Below are 14,450 nucleotides of genomic sequence, written 5' to 3'. Positions count from 1 at the left end.
ATAGATTAGATAAATAGTCAACTTGTACTCATACGCAAAGGCTCGTACACCACGAATTTTCCTGGGGTAACGATGCCGAGACGTTTCCTGACCGATGCCATGTGGGCAAAGCTTGAACCGCTCCTTCCGCCAGAGCGTGGAGGGATGGGGCGATCCCGTCACCCCAACCGTCCCATGGTGGAGGCGATCCTGTGGAGGCACAGGACTGGGGCGCCGTGGAGGGACCTGCCGGAGGAATTTGGACCTTGGACAAGCGTGTACACGCGATTTGAGGCCTGGACCAAGCGCGGCGTGTGGCAAAGGATCCTGGAGTTCCTGCGCAAGGAAGCCGACCTGGAGTGGGTCATGCTGGATGGCACCATCCTTCGCGCTCATCAACATTCAGCAGGCAAAAGGGGGGGCTCTGGAACCAGGCGCTCGGACGATCTCGGGGTGGATGCTCGACCAAGATCCATTTGATCTGCGATGCCCACGGTAATCCTTTGGATTTCCTGGTCACTCCGGGGCAAGCCCATGAAAGCCGGTCTGCTGAAGGATTGCTGTGCGGTTGGCAGGCAGAGTACGGGTTCGGAGATCGGGCCTACGATGGGAACCCGGTAAGGAAGGCGATCGAGGCCATGGGTGCGACAGCCGTCATCCCACCTCATCCCCGGCGCAAGAATCCGGCGGCCTGGGACTCACACCTATACAAGGCCCGCCATGCCATCGAGCATGGGTTCGCCAAGCTCAAACAGTTCAGGGCGCTGGCCACCAGGTTCGACAAAACGGCGCGAAGTTTCTCAGCCCAGGTGGCTTTGGCCTGCATCGTGATCTGGCTGAGGCGATGAGCGGAGGGTGACAAGCGTTCCGGATCCTCATTGATCCTCCGCGCCTCCGCGTTCCAATAGGATGCTGCGAATGCGCGGCGCCATCAGGCACTGCAGCACAGACTCACTATTCCAGCTCCTCCATGCTCCGGCACGGATGGGTATTAGCCATTACTATCCTAGATTACGAACACACCCTAGACATCATGTATTGGCCCCGCAATGAATGAGGGGCCAATACATGATGTCTAGAAGAGGCCCGCCGCCAGGAAGGGGAGGCCCACGAGGCCCAGGGTGAGCGCCCAGGAGGCGGCGTGGGCGAAGTTCAGGCTCGCGCCCATCCCCATGGCCTTGGGCACCCAGATCCGGGCGTCGCGCGGATCCCAGAGGACCGGGCCCGTGCCCCAGGCGGAGCGGGCCGATTCGGGCGCCGTGCGCCGGGCCAGGACCTGGCCGCCCCCGCTCACGAGGAGCATGGCCGCGAGGCCGCCGAAGATCGCCGCCAGGGGGGGATGCCCCGGCGTTCCCGGCAGGAGCAGGGCCAGGACCAGGGCGGAGGCCACCGCGGCCGTCACGAAGCCCCGCATGAACACGCGTGCCCGGTGGAGCTCCCCGCCCTGCCGGAGCTCGGCCTCCACGAAGAGGATCCCCCAGAGGAGGGGCGGCAGGCCCGCGGCGGCCAGGGCGTGGCCTGTCCCCGGAACGCAGGCCAGCACGGTGGCCTCGCCGAGGAGGGCCAGGGCGTCGGGCGCGCCGAGGGCGGGCCCCGCGGGCCCCGCGTCCAGGGGCCGGGGCTCCGCGGCCCGGAGGCGGTCGAGGCCCCGCTGGACCCGCACGTAGGGGTACAGGCCCGCGGCCAGGGTCAGACCCGCCATGAGGGCGAAGTAGGGGACCGGGGGAAGCCAGGCGCAGGCCAGGAGCACCAGGGCCGCGCCCACCATCAGCCGCCCGCCTCGGCGGAGGGCGTCCTTCCACAGGTCCCGGCCGGGCGCGGCGGGCTCCGCGCGCGGCATCAGGTTGCCCAGGAAGAGCAGCAGCAGGGCCACCAGGAGCCGGATCGCCAGTCCCACGTGGCCCCAGCCGGCCCCCAGCGCCGGGGGCAGGTAGATGGCGCCCAGGACGCCCAGCATGAAGAGCATCATCAGGACGCGCGCCTGCCGCAGCATGGGGAGGTTCCGTTCGGTGCCCCAGCCCAGGGCGGCGATGGCCCAGAGGGCCCCGTAGACGCCGGTGGCCAGGCCCGGCAGGAGGAAGCCCGGCACCGTCGAGGGGCCCCAGCCGTCGATGTGGCCTCCGGGGCCCCAGTGGACGGGGACCACCGGCGGCAGGACCCTCCAGAGGCCGAAGCCCAGCGCCCATTGGAGCGCCACCAGGACGAGGCCGGGCCCTTCCCGGCGGAGGCCGCCGCGCGGCCCTAGGGTTTCAGGAATCCCACCATCCATTGGAGCGCCTCCTGGAAGACCGTGGTGTCGAGGGTGTAGACGAGGTTCTGCCCCTGCCGGCGCACCCGCACGAGCCCGGCCTGCTTGAGCAGGGCCAGGTGGTGGGAGACGCTGGCCCGGGTCATGGGAAGCCCCTCCGCCAGTTCCCCGGCGTTGAGGTCGCCGCTCCGGAGCCGTTCCAGCATCCGGCGCCGGGTCGGGTCGGCGAGGGCCTTGAAGGTGAGGGCGGGGGAGGTCATGGGGGGTCCGGTCCCCATCTTAAGACATTTATACAAATTTCTAAATCTTTCGCTGCCGGGCCCGGATATGAAGGGATCCTCCCCCGGGCGGAGGCGGGCAAAACCGTCGAAACGCGTGGGTTGACAGGCCCGGGGCCGAGGCCTACCTTCCGTCCGGGCCGGGCCTCCCACGGAAATCCGGCCCGTCCGCCGCGCCCTCGAGGCCCGGACCCTGTGCGCGTTGGACCGGGGCTGGGCGAATGGAGGGCATCACACGAGGTTCCCGCGCCCGCCGGCATGGGCCGGGAGGGTGCGGTCCCGGTTCCGCAACCCTTCCCCCTGGAGCCCGCCATGATCCATCGCTTCACCCGGCTCGCCACCCTCCTCCTCGCCCTGCCCGCCCTCGCGGCCGGGCCCGGTCCCCGCCGCTACGAATCCCGCCTCTACACCCAGGCCGACGCCCTCCGGCGCCAGGTGGAGGCCCACGGGTGGCACTTCACCGTCGGGGTGAACCCGGCCATGGTCCACGGCATCGAGCGGCTCTGCGGCTTCCGGCCGGAGCTGGCCCAGCCCGAATTCCAGGCCCACGCCACGGGCAGCCCGGAGGGGGAGCCCGAGCTGGATCCCACCGCCCTGCCGAGCCGCTACGTGGGCTGGTTCAGCAACGTCAAGGACCAGGGCAGCTGCGGCAGCTGCTGGGCCTTCTCCACCATCGGCGGGCTGGAGTCCGCCTACCTGATGGCCCACGGGGCGCCCCAGGGCGCCGTGGGCAGCGACGGGCGCATCCGGCCCAGCGCCACCACCCCGGCCCTGTCCGAGCAGCAGGTGCTCTCCTGCAACCCCTGGGGCTACGACTGCAACGGCGGCAACTACGCCTTCAGCATGCTCCAGCCCTCCCGGAGCGGCCGGGGCTCCGGCTACTACCCCGGGGCCGTGTCCGCCTCCGCCTACCCCTACATCGCCCAGGCCGTGGCCTGCGCGGTGCCGACCCAGGCCACCTGGACGCCGGTGCGCACCTGGGGCTACGTGGGCACCGGCTGGAGCATGCCCTCCACCGCCGCGATCAAGGCCGCCATCTACGCCCATGGCGCCGTATCGGCGACCGTGTACGCGGACAACTACTTCATGGCCTACACCGGCGGGGTCTTCGACGGCACGGACAACCGCAGCCAGGTGAACCACGCCATCCAGCTCGTGGGCTGGGACGACGCCAAGGGGGCCTGGCTCCTCAAGAACTCCTGGAGTCCCGCCTGGGGCATCAACGGGTTCATGTGGATCAGGTACGGGGCCAACAGCGTCGGCTTCGCCACGGCCTGGGTCAGCCAATAGGCGCCAGGAGGGCCGCCGCGACGGTCTCCGGGGCCAGGTCCTCCAGGCACTGCCGCCGCTGGCATTGGCGCTCGCGGCAGGGACTGCATTCGATGCCCGTCCGGAGGATCCGGCCGGCCCCCGCCGGCAACCCGGCCACGAGGGGATCGCTGCCCCCGTAGACGCCCACCACGGGCACGCCCAGCACGACGGCCAGGTGGAGGAGGCCCGTGTCCGGGGCCACCACCTGGTCCGCCTGGCGCAGGGCCGCGGCCAGGCGCCACAGGTCCAGGGCCGGCAGGGCCGGGATGCCCGTGGCCCCCGGGAGCCAGGCCCTCAGGTCCGCCTCCTCCGGGCCCAGGGACCAGCGGAGCTGGTAGCGCTCCCGGAGCAGGGCGGCCAGGGTGAGCCAGTGGCGCAGGGGCCAGCGCTTGATGGCCCCCCGGCGGGAGGCCCCGGGCACGAGCACCGCGCGGGGGCGGCCATCCTCCTGCCAGACCGGGCCCGGATCGCCCAGATCCGCGTCCCGGAGGGCGGGCCGGAACCGGTCCAGCCCGGCGATGCCCCGGTCCCGGCCGAAGGCCCCGGCCAGGGCCAGGGCCTGGTCGTACCGGGTGCAGGGCTGGAAGGCCATCGGACGGGTCTGGAGCCGGTGGGCGCCCTCCCGGGTGTGGCCGTCCCCCCACCGTTCCGGGACCTTGGCCAGCCACGGCGGCAGCGCCGACTTGAGGATGCCGTGGAAATCCAGGGTGACGTCGGCCCCCCGCAGGGCGCCGGCGATCCGCGCCAGCTCCGCCGGCGCCGCCCAGGGACGGCCCAGGGCCGAACGGCGGACCACGATGGGCTCCAGGCCCGGGGCCTTCTCCAGGAGGAAGGCGTGCCGGTCCTCGATGACGGCCTGGAGGTGGGCTTCCGGGAAGGCCGCCCGCAGGTTGGCCCACGCGGGGAGCACCCGCAGGACGTCCCCCAGGGCGGAAAGGCGGAGCAAGGCGATGCGCATGGGTCGAGTCTACTATGGCGGCGGCCCCGCCCACCGGCCCTGGCCGGGCACTCGCCGGTGCCGGCCCCCCGGCGGCCGATTGGGCCCGGGCGGCGCGCCCCCCGGCGTTACCCTGGAGGCGTCCACCCTGGAGTCCCCGTGTCCGAGATCCATCCGTACCTCCATGCCCTCCGCCAGGCCATGGCGGGCTGCGATCCCGCCCTCGTGCAGGACGCCCTCGCCGAGACGGAGGCCCGCTTCCGGGCGGAACGCGACCGCCTGGCCTGGGCCGAACCCCTCCTCTCCCCGGCGGACGCCGCCCGGCGCATCCTGGAGGGCCTGGGCGATCCCGCGGACCGGGCGGCCCAGTTCCGGACCCGGGACCAGCTCGTGGCCCAGGCCCTGGCCCGGCCCAGCGCCCTCTCGGAGGATCCCCTCCCGGACGGGCCCGAGCCGGCCCCCCGGCCCTGGCCGGGCTTCTTCGGGGTGCTGGTGGACGGCCGGGCCTACACCGCCCTGGCCTACCTCCTGCTCGCCTTCTTCACCGGGCTCTTCTACTTCATCTGGACGGTCACGGGCCTGTCCCTGTCCCTGGGCTTCCTGGTCCTGATCATCGGCCTCCCCATGGCCGCCTTCTTCCTGGGCTCCCTGCGGGCCCTGGGCCTCGGAGAGGGCCGGCTGGTGGACGCCCTCCTGGACGTGCGCATGCCCCGGCGCCCCCCCCTCCTGCCCGAGGGCAAGCGCTTGGTTGATAGGTTGGCTGGCCTTTTCAGGGATAGCTACACCTGGAAATGCTTGGTTTACTTCCTGATCCACCTCCCCCTCAGCCTGATGACCTCCACCTTCATGCTGATCGGCCTGGTCGTCTCCTTTTCCCTCCTGGCCATCCCGGTCCTCCACTGGGGCTTCCACCTGCCCCTCGTGGTCGTCGGGTGCGAGACCTTCTCGGCGCCCGTCTGGGTGGTGCTCCTCCTCCCCCTGGGCGGCCTCCTGGGGCTGATCGGCACCCTGCACCTGGGCCTGGCCTTCGGCCGGCTCCATGGGGCCCTGGCCCGGGCCCTGCTCGTGGCCCGTTGAGCTTTTGAGGCATTGGTCACCAATTACGCACTTTTCAAATTGGCCCCCCCGACCCGACAATCGAGGGGAACCATGGAAAGGCGAACCAACATGCCTAAGCACACCGCATTGGCCATCACCCTGCTGGGCGTGCCCGCCCTCATCGCCCAGGCGCCAGCCAAGACCACGGGCCAGCAGATCGCCGCGGCCCGCCCGGCCATCAAGGCCGCCAACGACGCCTTCGATTTCGAGAAGGCCCAGCAGATCGCCCTCGGCCTCCTGCCCACCACCAAACCCACCTTCGACGCCACCTCCGTGCGCGCCGCGGACCAGTCCACCAAGGCCTACGCCGACTACACCATGGCCTACTACATGGCCTACCAGGCCTGCGACAACATGGGCCAGTGGGAGAAGGGCCGGGAGTACCTCAAGACCGCCTGCGACCTGGCCAAGGAGAGCGTGGAGTCCGGCAAGGCCAAGCTGACCGAGGCCCGGGACGACTACAAGAAACTGGCCGGCCAGTTCCAGGCCCTCCTGGACCGCAACGCCGAGGCCGTGGCCGCCCTCAAGGCCAAGTCCAAGCTGGAGGACTACGAAGAGGCCTCCATGACCATGGTCAAGGACTGGGAGGCCCGCAAGGCCGAGAACGACAAGTGGGCCGCCTTCTTCCAGTACGACCTGGACTGGGCCCAGCGCCAGTACGACGACTTCAAGAAGTTCCTGGACGCCCAGGACAGCCGCATCAAGGGCCAGAACGAGGAGATCGCCAAGTTCATCCTGCAGCGGGACAAGAAGATCAAGGACATGGACGCCGAGGTGGCGAAGTTCACCGTCGAGCAGCACCACAAGTCCCAGTGGGCCGAGGGCGTGGTCACCACCCCCGCCTACATGAACGCCTTCCCCGAGAAGGCCGACAAGGTCGCCTTCGTCCGCCGCCTCATCGTGCTGGACCCCGAGAGCCCCGCCCTCCGGCAGGCCCTGAAGGACGTCCTCGACGGCAAGAGCGGCGTGCAGCCCAAGGCCGCCGCCAAGGCCCGCAAGAAGTAGGCCGCCGTGACCCCGGGGGGACCGCCGGCGCGGTCCCCCCTCGTGCGTACGGGCGCCGGGCGCGCCGGGGGGGCCGGTGCTAAGCTGGCTCCATGGGCCACCGCAAGCAACCGCCACCCCGCCACGCCAACGCTCCCCGACCGGAAAGGGGTCCCGTCCGGGGCCTGCCCCGGGAGGGCGAGACCTTCGAAGCCCTGTTCCTGGGTCACCCGGAGGGCACCGGGGGCTTCCTGCGCCCCCTCAACGCCCGCCGGAGCGACGGGCTGGACCTCCTGGTCGACTGGCGTGAGGGGCACGACGCCATCCACGGGGACCGGGTCCAGGCCGAGCTCACGGGCCTGACCCTGGACGGCCGGCCCCGGGCCAAGGTCCTCCGCATCCTCTCCCGCACCCCCGACCCCATCCCCGCCCTGCTCCAGAAGCAGGCCTGGGGCTGGCGGGCCATCCCCCTGGAGCCCCGGCTCTCCCAGATCGTCTCCGTGCCGCCCACCGACCTGGCCGGGGATGGCGACCTGGTGAGCGTCCTCCTGGATCCCGACGTGGCCGCGCGCCAGGTGAAGGGCGTCGTGAAGGCCCGGCTGGGCCGGCCCACCGACCTGCACATCGAGAACCGCCTCACCGCCGCCCTCTTCAACCTGCGCACGGACTTCCCCGACGCGGTGATGCAGGAGCTGGCCCCCTTCCCCACCGAGCTCCCCGAGGCCTGGACCCGGGACCGGGAGGACCTGCGCCAGCAGCTCACGGTGACCGTGGACCCGCCCAGCGCCAAGGACTTCGACGACGCCATCAGCCTCGAGGCCCTCCCCGAGGAGGAGGGCGGCGGCTGGATCCTGGGCGTCCACATCGCCGACGTGAGCCACTACGTGGCCGAGGAGGGCCCCCTCGACCGCGAGGCCCTGGCCCGGGGCACCTCCGTTTACTTCCCCGACCAGTGCATCCCCATGCTCCCCGAGCGCCTCTCGGGCGAACTCTGCAGCCTCCGGGAGGGCGTGGACCGCCTCACCCTGACCGCGTGGATGACCCTCTCCCCCGCCCTGGAGGTGGTGGAGACCCGCTTCTCCGAATCCGTGATCCGCTCCCGGAAGCGCCTCACCTACGACCAGGTGAAGGCCGCGTGCATGGACGGGGACCGGGCCGTGCGCGCCTGGATGGGCGAGGACGTCGCCGCCATGCTGGAGGAGGCCCTCCGGGTGAGCCGGAGCCTCACCGCCATCCGCCTGGGCCGCGGCGCCCTCAACCTGGATTCCGAGGAGACGGAGTTCGTCTTCGACGAGGAGGGCCGCGTCAAGGACGCCCGCCGCTACGCCCACCACGACGCCCACCGCATGATCGAGGAGTTCATGCTGCTGGCGAACGAGGCCGTGGCGCGGTTCTTCACCCGCCGCAAGCTGGCCACCATCTACCGGGTCCACGACGTGCCCGATCCCCTCAAGCTGGAGGCCTTCAAGGAGGTCGCCTCGGCCTTCGGCCTGATCCGGCCCTACGACCCCGCCACCCCCGAAGTCCTGAACGCCATGCTGGACAAGATCCGCGGGGGGCCGCTGGAGGCCATGCTGAACAACCTCCTGGTGCGCAGCCTCAAGAAGGCCGCCTACAGCGCCGACAACATCGGCCACTCCGGCCTGGCCCTCCAGGACTACCTGCACTTCACCAGCCCCATCCGCCGCTACCCGGACCTCATCGTCCACCGCCTCCTGCGCAAGGCCCTGCGGGGCGCGGGCTTCCCGGAAGGCCTCCACAGCCGCCTCGCCATCGTGGCCAAGCAGAGCAGCGACACCGAACAGGTGGCCACCGAGGCCGAGCGCGAGAACGACCGCTGGAAGACCTGCCTCCTCATGAAGACCCGGATCGGCAACCGCTATGAGGGCCGGATCCAGGGCTTCTCCCTGCGGGCGGCCTTCGTGCGCCTGGACAGCCCCTTCGTGGAGGTGGGCGTGCCCCTGGGCGCCCTGGGCGCGGCCTTCGAGGTGGACGCCAACCGCACCCACGCCGCCGCGGCGGGCAGCGGGGTGGTGCTCTCCATCGGCGACCCCGTGAAGGTGGAGATCACGGGGGTGGACGAGGATCTGCGCCGCGTCTCCGCCTGGGTCGTCGAGGCCCAGGGCCGGGACGGCAAGGGCAAGCCCCTCACCTTCGTGCCCAGCCTCGCGGCCCCCGCGGCCGTGCGCGAGGAGCGCTTCGTGGAGGAGCCCCCCCGGGGCCGCCCCCCCAAGGGGGTGCGCCAGGCCCGCGGCGACCGGGATTCCGACAGGCCCGGACGACCCGGCGGTCCCCGGCCCGGACCCCGGACCGGCAGCGCCCCGCGCCCCGGCCGGCCGAGCCGTCCCGGTGCGCCCGGCCGGGACAGCGGGCGTCCCAAGCCGCCCAAGGGCTCCGTCCGGGGCGGCGGCAAGCGCAGGAAGGGCTGAGGTGCCCGCCCCCGCGGCGCCCGTCCGCTGCCTGGGCGTGGACCCCGGTTCCCTGGCCTGCGGCTTCGCCGTGGTCTCGCGCTGGGGCTCCCGCCTGGAACTCGTCGAGGCGGGCGTCATCCGCTCCCCCCGGGGCGCCGACTTCGACCAGCGCATCCTGGGCATCCACCAGAAGCTCAGCGAGGTCATCGCGCGCACCGCGCCCGACTTCATGGCCGTGGAGAGTCCCTTCGTGGAGAAGAACGCCCAGTCCGCCCTCAAGCTCGGGCAGATCCGGGGCGGGATCCTCCTCACCGCCGGCCTCCACGGGCTCGCGGTCGGGGACTACAACCCCATGCAGGTGAAGAAGGCCGTCAGCGGCTACGGCTGGGCCGACAAGGGCCAGGTGGGCCGCATGGTCATGACCCTCCTCAGCCTCAAGGAGCCCCTCCCCGCCGACGCGGCCGACGCCGCCGCGGTGGCCATCGGCCACCTGATGGCGGCGCGCCCGCGCCCCGCCTACTCGTAGCGGAGCGCCTCGATCGGATCCAGCTTCGCGGCCCGGGCCGCGGGATAGAGGCCGAAGCCCAGGCCCACCGCCGCCGGCACGATCAGGGCCGACAGGAAGGCCCACACCGGCACGCCCCCCACGTGCTTCATGAGCACCTGGCTCAGCACGGAGCCGAAGGCCAGCCCCAGGAGGGTCCCGATGATCCCCCCGGAGACGCACAGCACCGTCGCCTCGATGAGGAACTGGAAGAGGATGTGGCGCCGGCGGGCGCCCAGGGCCTTGCGGACCCCGATCTCCCGGGTGCGCTCGGTGACGCTTACCAGCATGATGTTCATCACCCCGATGCCGCCCACGAGCAGGCTGATGCCCACCATCGCGCCGCTGGCGGTCATGAGGGTCTTGCCGATCTTCTCGACCTGGGCCACGGCCTTCTCGTTGCTCTCGAGCATGAAGTTGTCGGCGTCGTCCCCCTTGAGGCCGCGGATGCGCCTCAGGTTGCGGCGCAGGGATTCCTCCGCCTCCTTCACCGGCATGCGGCTGTCCACCTGGAGGCGCCAGAAGGGGCTGTCGAAGGCCCCGGGCCGGGCCAGCTCCCGCAGGCTCCCGTACGGCACGAAGAACATGCCGTCGGGCCCCCACATGGCCGAGTCCTCATCCCCCTCCTGCGTGGGCATGAAGGGGATCTCGCCATGCTTCTTGAGGATGCCTACCAGCTCCAGGGTCTGGCCGTTCACCGTCAGGTGCCGCCCCAGGGAGGCTTCCGTGACCCCGAGGTCCTCGGCGATCTGGGCGCCCAGGATGGCCAGGGGGGCGCGGGTCGCGCGGTCCGTGGCCGTGAAGTTGCGGCCGCAGGCCAGCTCCCGGTTGGAGAGGTCCAGCCCGTTCTCGTCCACGGCCGTGAGGTACGAGATCCGGCGCGTGATGCCCCCGGCCTTCACCAGCATCTGGGGCACCCAGATCGTGACCTGGGGGCTGGCCAGGGTCACCTGGGGCATGACCTCGCGGATCTCGCGGATGGTCTGCACGTCCATGGGCATGCGGCGGACCCTGGCGGTCTTGAACCGGGAGTAGGGCACCCAGGAGCTGACGAAGAAGGTGTGGGTGCCCTCCTGGCGGACGTCGGCCATGATCCGGCCCTCGAGTCCCTTCGTGAGGTTGACCACGGCGATGACGGATCCGACGCCGATGATGATGCCCAGGGTCGTGAGCGCGCTGCGCATGCGGTGCGCCCAGATGCTGGCCAGGGCCGTGCGCAGGGTCTCGGTGAAGTGGCCCCAGCCGTTCACGGCTGGCCCTTCTGCAGCTTCACGGCGGCCCCGTCCGTGAGGCCCGTGAGGAGCTTGGTCGGCCCGGTGACGACGAGTTCGCCGGCCTTGACGCCGGAAAGAACCTCCGCCGCCCGGCGGGTGGACAGGCCCGTCTGGATCTCCCGCTCCTGGACCTTGCCGTCCTTCGCGACGTAGACGACGCTGCGGGAGCCGGCGAGGAGGCCAAGGCCCCGGCCCTTCACCTCGCGGTCCTGGATGGCGGCCAGGGGCACCGTGAGCACCCCCTTGTGCTCGGAGGTGAGCACGGCGATGCGCGCGCTCATGCCCGGCTTGAGGGCCCCCAGCGCCTCGGGGGTCCCCTCGATGAGGACGCGCACCTTGTAGGTCTGGGTCTCCTGCGACGTGGAACTGGCGTTCGCGGGCCGGTCCGTGCCGGTGGCCACCGTCATGACCTTCCCCCGGAAGAGGCTGCCCGGCAGGGCGTCCACGGTGATCTCGGCGGGCTGCCCTTCCTTGACCTTCACCACCTCCAGCTCGCCCACCCGCACCTCGCCCATCATCTCGGACAGGTCGGAGATGACCATCAGGACGGCGCCCGCGAGGTTCGTCGTGCCCGCGATGGCGGTCTCCCCCTTCTCGGCCTTGAGGCCCGTGACCTGGCCCGACATGGAGGCCCGGATGACGGTCTTGCTGAGATCGTCCTGGGCGATCGCCACCTGGGCCTCGGACTGCTGCACCGCCACCCGCGCCCGCTCCAGCGAGGTCGCGGCCGTGTCCCGGGCCAGCTTCACCTGCTGGAACTCCTCGGCGGAGACCAGGCCCTGGCCATGGAGGGTCTCGTTGCGGCGGAAGGTCTGCTCCTGCTTGGTCCAGGTCGCCTGGGCGATCTCCAGGTCCTTGCGGGACATGCGCAGGCCCATCTCCGCCTGGTTCAGGGCCTGGCGGTAGCGCTCCTGGTCCAGCGTCACGAGCAGGTCGCCGGCCTTCACCCACTGGCCGTCCTTCACGTGGATCTCGCGGATGGCCGCCGTCACCTGCACGCCCACGTTCACCTTGGTGCGGGCCTGCACCTCGCCGTTCGCGGCCACGCTGTCCCGGAGATCCTGGACCCTGGCCGCCTCCACCGAATATTCGGGCGTCGCGGATGACGACCGCAGCCCCATCCATCCCAGGGAGCCCGCGAGCCCCACGGCTCCGGCGCCGGTGATGATCCATGTGCGCAGCCTTGCCATGCCGTCACTCCCGCTGTAAAAACCCGATTGTTCAGGATGCCAAGATCGTAGCACGGCCGCGCCGCGCCCACCGCCCTCGCCGCGCGGGTTGGCCCGGGGGGCCCTTTCCCGGTATCCTTACCCCCAGCCGCCGGCGTGGCGAAATGGCAGACGCGACAGACTCAAAATCTGTTTTCTGAAAGGGAGTGTCGGTTCGAGTCCGACCGCCGGCACCAAGGGTTCCAGGCTAGGCAACAGAATTTGGGCAAATTGCTGTGGGCAGTCTGTGGGCATACAAGGGGCCCACATCAATCCTGGTCCCGGGCATCTTCTTCGCCCTTCGCATCCCGCTTCTCGACCCATTCCGCGATCGCCTCACGGATGGCCTGATGCCGGCTGATCCCCCTCTCCGCCGCGATCGCTTCCAGACGTTCGAGGAGATCCAGGGGCACGCGCACGTCGATCCTCCGGCTGGGGGCTGGCGGGTCCTCGGTCCTGGGGCGTCCAGGTTCGCGGCGGAAGGGCATCCCCCAAGGGGAACGTACGCCCCGCCCAGGAAATAGCCCGACAATTATTCCGTCGAGGTCTCAAGGCCCAGAACATCCCCGAGATCTTCTGCGGCATCACGGGCCTCCAGGTGGGCAACCCAGGCCACGTCGGCAATGGATTCGTGACCACGCTCAGAGGCCATTCGATGAACCGCCAGTGCCAGGGCCGACGCTCTCTCCGCGTGGCTGAGTGCAATCACGAGCTGGTCCTGCCCTGCCATGACAACCCCCTGGTTCGCTTTTGTTTCGCCTCAAGCTTGCCCGACCGAATGCGACAGAGGGTGTTCAATCGTGGGTCCAGCCTGCCTGATCGTGTCCCCAAAGGCTAGACCCATTGAGGGGGACATTCAAGAAATTATTGCCCGTCTAATCCGAAGGTTTCTTGCACTTGTGTATGGTTGCCTAACACTTTTTCTGGTCGCTGGTAAAACCCATCTAATTGCACCTACAGCTATCTCATACCTATGGCTGGTAACTATCTATAGGCAAGGTCACATTGAAGCTTTTTGGATGGTAATTGACGCTTACCAAACAATTCTAACCTGCCGGAATCGTGTTTTTTGCCGTTATCGTCACGGCGTCTGGGGGTCGAGGCTCCATTCACCACCGGCCCTCTGCCGGGGGTCCAGGGTGGCCAGCCATTCCTGGCGCTCGCGCTCGTGCTCCGCCTGCGCCTCCCGGGTCCTGCGGTCAGCCGGACACTCGGGGCGCTCGATGGTTCGCTCCTTCTTGGGCATCAGAACCTCATAAATTGGCAGGCCGTTCCGAGACCATGGGTTCGGTAGTCCTCGGGGTCGATCCTGCGGGCATCGCGGGGGTTGATCTTCCAGCCGATCCAGAGCCCCCAGTGGGTGTTCTGCCACAGGAACCCGACGTAGGGCCCGGCCCAGGCCAGGAACCAGCCGGGATCTCCGTTCGCGGGCACGTCCTGGAGGGTGCCGACGTACTGCGTGGACGGGCTCGGGAGCGTCGAAATGATCGGCCAGAACCGCATGTTGCAGACGGGGTTGCGGAGGAACCAACCCCAGGCCGTGCCGCCTTTCTGCTCCCACCACCACGGCAGAAGGCCGTCCTCCTTGTTGCCCCAGAGAGCATCAGCCCAGTCCCAGGCGAAGGCCTCCACGAGCCCGCCGGGGTGCATGTACTCGTTGGGGATCCGCGTAGGGCGCACCGTGCGCGGAGCCCAGCGCAGGAGGATGGGCATCAGGACCAGTCCCAGGAGGTAGAGGGGCAGGAAGACCACCATCTCCACCAGGAGCCAGGCCACGAGCCCCCAGAGGGCGATCAGGGCCGTCTTCACAGGAGCCCCCTGCGGGTGAGGTCCTGCTGGATCAGGCTGTCCGCCGCATCGGCGATGGTGTCCAGCATGGTCGAGGCGGGGGTCACGGAGGCCTCCATGGCGGCCAGGGCGGGCCCGTCCAGGTAGATCCAGCCGGTGTAGGGGTCGGGCGTCACGGGCGGCACGGCGGCGCGGGAGACCTGCCCGACCTTGTTGCCGTCCGCGTCCACGAGGTAGTCCGTGCGGGCGTAGGCGATGCTGGCCGTGAAGACCGGCACGAGGTGGCCGTCCGTGTTCGGCTGCATGCCGCGGTTGAACTTGATCTCGATGGCCGCGTATTCCGGGACCACCGTGGTGTTGGATGAGGGGAGTTTGATCGACATGCTGTCT

The 14,450-nt window shown here is 70.1% G+C and carries 15 protein-coding genes and 1 tRNA gene; 7 read left to right on the top strand and 9 right to left on the bottom strand.

The genetic code is table 11. The annotated features are described in order from the left end of the window. The first annotated feature begins 72 nt into the window (after positions 1-72). A protein-coding gene (locus tag R2J75_RS06595) for an IS5 family transposase (RefSeq protein ID WP_316411352.1) occupies positions 73-827 on the top strand; the annotation gives its coding sequence in 2 pieces (ribosomal slippage) (positions 73-406 and positions 406-827; 756 coding nt in all). Positions 828-1,054: 227 nt separating this feature from the next. On the opposite strand, the gene R2J75_RS06590 is transcribed toward R2J75_RS06595, so the two are convergent. Together R2J75_RS06590 and R2J75_RS06585 are read right to left on the bottom strand one after the other, a co-directional pair. After that, complete coding sequence (locus tag R2J75_RS06590) at positions 1,055-2,176, bottom strand: DUF5808 domain-containing protein (RefSeq protein ID WP_316411351.1); 1,122 nt, start codon at positions 2,174-2,176, stop codon at positions 1,055-1,057. A gap of 44 nt (positions 2,177-2,220) precedes the next feature. Next, positions 2,221-2,487 (bottom strand): autorepressor SdpR family transcription factor, encoded by a 267-nt coding sequence (locus tag R2J75_RS06585; RefSeq protein WP_243346383.1) that lies wholly within the window; start codon positions 2,485-2,487, stop codon positions 2,221-2,223. 330 nt (positions 2,488-2,817) lie between these two features. Between R2J75_RS06585 and R2J75_RS06580 the strand changes: the two genes are divergently transcribed. Next, a complete protein-coding gene (locus tag R2J75_RS06580; RefSeq protein ID WP_243333241.1) occupies positions 2,818-3,795 on the top strand; it encodes a C1 family peptidase in 978 nt (325 codons plus the stop codon). On the opposite strand, the gene R2J75_RS06575 is transcribed toward R2J75_RS06580, so the two are convergent. Next, entirely contained in the window at positions 3,785-4,774 is a 990-nt protein-coding gene (locus R2J75_RS06575) for a glycosyltransferase family 9 protein (protein ID WP_316411350.1), read from the bottom strand. The two genes, R2J75_RS06580 and R2J75_RS06575, sit on opposite strands and share 11 nt — an antisense overlap. Positions 4,775-4,912: 138 nt before the next feature. Here R2J75_RS06575 and R2J75_RS06570 point away from each other — a divergent pair, with 138 nt between their 5' ends. From R2J75_RS06570 to ruvC, 4 genes are all read left to right on the top strand, one after another. Then, complete coding sequence (locus R2J75_RS06570; RefSeq protein ID WP_308220508.1) at positions 4,913-5,830, top strand: sensor domain-containing protein; 918 nt, start codon at positions 4,913-4,915, stop codon at positions 5,828-5,830. Between the two features lie 90 nt (positions 5,831-5,920). Continuing rightward, on the top strand, positions 5,921-6,856 hold the full coding sequence (locus R2J75_RS06565; protein WP_243333245.1) for a hypothetical protein: 936 nt from the start codon (positions 5,921-5,923) through the stop codon (positions 6,854-6,856). A 92-nt stretch (positions 6,857-6,948) separates the two neighbouring features. Further along, complete coding sequence (locus tag R2J75_RS06560; RefSeq protein ID WP_243333247.1) at positions 6,949-9,264, top strand: ribonuclease R family protein; 2,316 nt, start codon at positions 6,949-6,951, stop codon at positions 9,262-9,264. A 1-nt stretch (position 9,265) separates the two neighbouring features. Further along, positions 9,266-9,772 (top strand): crossover junction endodeoxyribonuclease RuvC, encoded by a 507-nt coding sequence (ruvC, locus tag R2J75_RS06555; RefSeq protein WP_243333249.1) that lies wholly within the window; start codon positions 9,266-9,268, stop codon positions 9,770-9,772. Here the strand turns inward: ruvC and R2J75_RS06550 are convergent. Further along, a complete protein-coding gene (locus tag R2J75_RS06550; protein ID WP_316411349.1) occupies positions 9,763-11,040 on the bottom strand; it encodes an ABC transporter permease in 1,278 nt (425 codons plus the stop codon). The genes ruvC and R2J75_RS06550 overlap by 10 nt on opposite strands. Beyond that, the gene (locus R2J75_RS06545; RefSeq protein WP_243333253.1) at positions 11,037-12,254 is read right to left on the bottom strand and encodes an efflux RND transporter periplasmic adaptor subunit; all 1,218 of its coding nucleotides are present in this window, start codon (positions 12,252-12,254) and stop codon (positions 11,037-11,039) included. The genes R2J75_RS06550 and R2J75_RS06545 overlap by 4 nt, the downstream gene beginning before the upstream one ends. Positions 12,255-12,383: 129 nt before the next feature. On the opposite strand from R2J75_RS06545, the gene R2J75_RS06540 reads away from it, so the two are divergent. Beyond that, positions 12,384-12,469: transfer RNA gene (locus tag R2J75_RS06540), tRNA-Leu, on the top strand. A 72-nt stretch (positions 12,470-12,541) separates the two neighbouring features. Here the strand turns inward: R2J75_RS06540 and R2J75_RS06535 are convergent. The 4 genes from R2J75_RS06535 to R2J75_RS06520 all read right to left on the bottom strand — a co-directional run bounded on the left by R2J75_RS06535 (position 12,542) and on the right by R2J75_RS06520 (position 14,443). Next, a complete protein-coding gene (locus tag R2J75_RS06535) occupies positions 12,542-12,691 on the bottom strand; it encodes a ribbon-helix-helix protein, CopG family (RefSeq protein WP_316411348.1) in 150 nt (49 codons plus the stop codon). A gap of 662 nt (positions 12,692-13,353) precedes the next feature. After that, the gene (locus R2J75_RS06530) at positions 13,354-13,518 is read right to left on the bottom strand and encodes a hypothetical protein (RefSeq protein ID WP_316411347.1); all 165 of its coding nucleotides are present in this window, start codon (positions 13,516-13,518) and stop codon (positions 13,354-13,356) included. Next, positions 13,518-14,081, bottom strand: coding sequence for a hypothetical protein (locus tag R2J75_RS06525; RefSeq protein ID WP_316411346.1), 564 nt, complete (start codon positions 14,079-14,081; stop codon positions 13,518-13,520). Before R2J75_RS06525 ends, R2J75_RS06530 begins: the two co-directional genes overlap by 1 nt. Beyond that, complete coding sequence (locus R2J75_RS06520; protein ID WP_316411345.1) at positions 14,078-14,443, bottom strand: hypothetical protein; 366 nt, start codon at positions 14,441-14,443, stop codon at positions 14,078-14,080. The genes R2J75_RS06525 and R2J75_RS06520 overlap by 4 nt, the downstream gene beginning before the upstream one ends. Between the last annotated feature and the right edge of the window lie 7 nt (positions 14,444-14,450).

The organism is Mesoterricola sediminis (assembly GCF_030295425.1).
GTDB classification, from domain to species: Bacteria; Acidobacteriota; Holophagae; order Holophagales; family Holophagaceae; genus Mesoterricola; species Mesoterricola sediminis.
The sequence above is the reverse complement of the archived record's forward strand: the minus strand, read 5'-3'. Positions and strand labels throughout refer to the sequence as shown.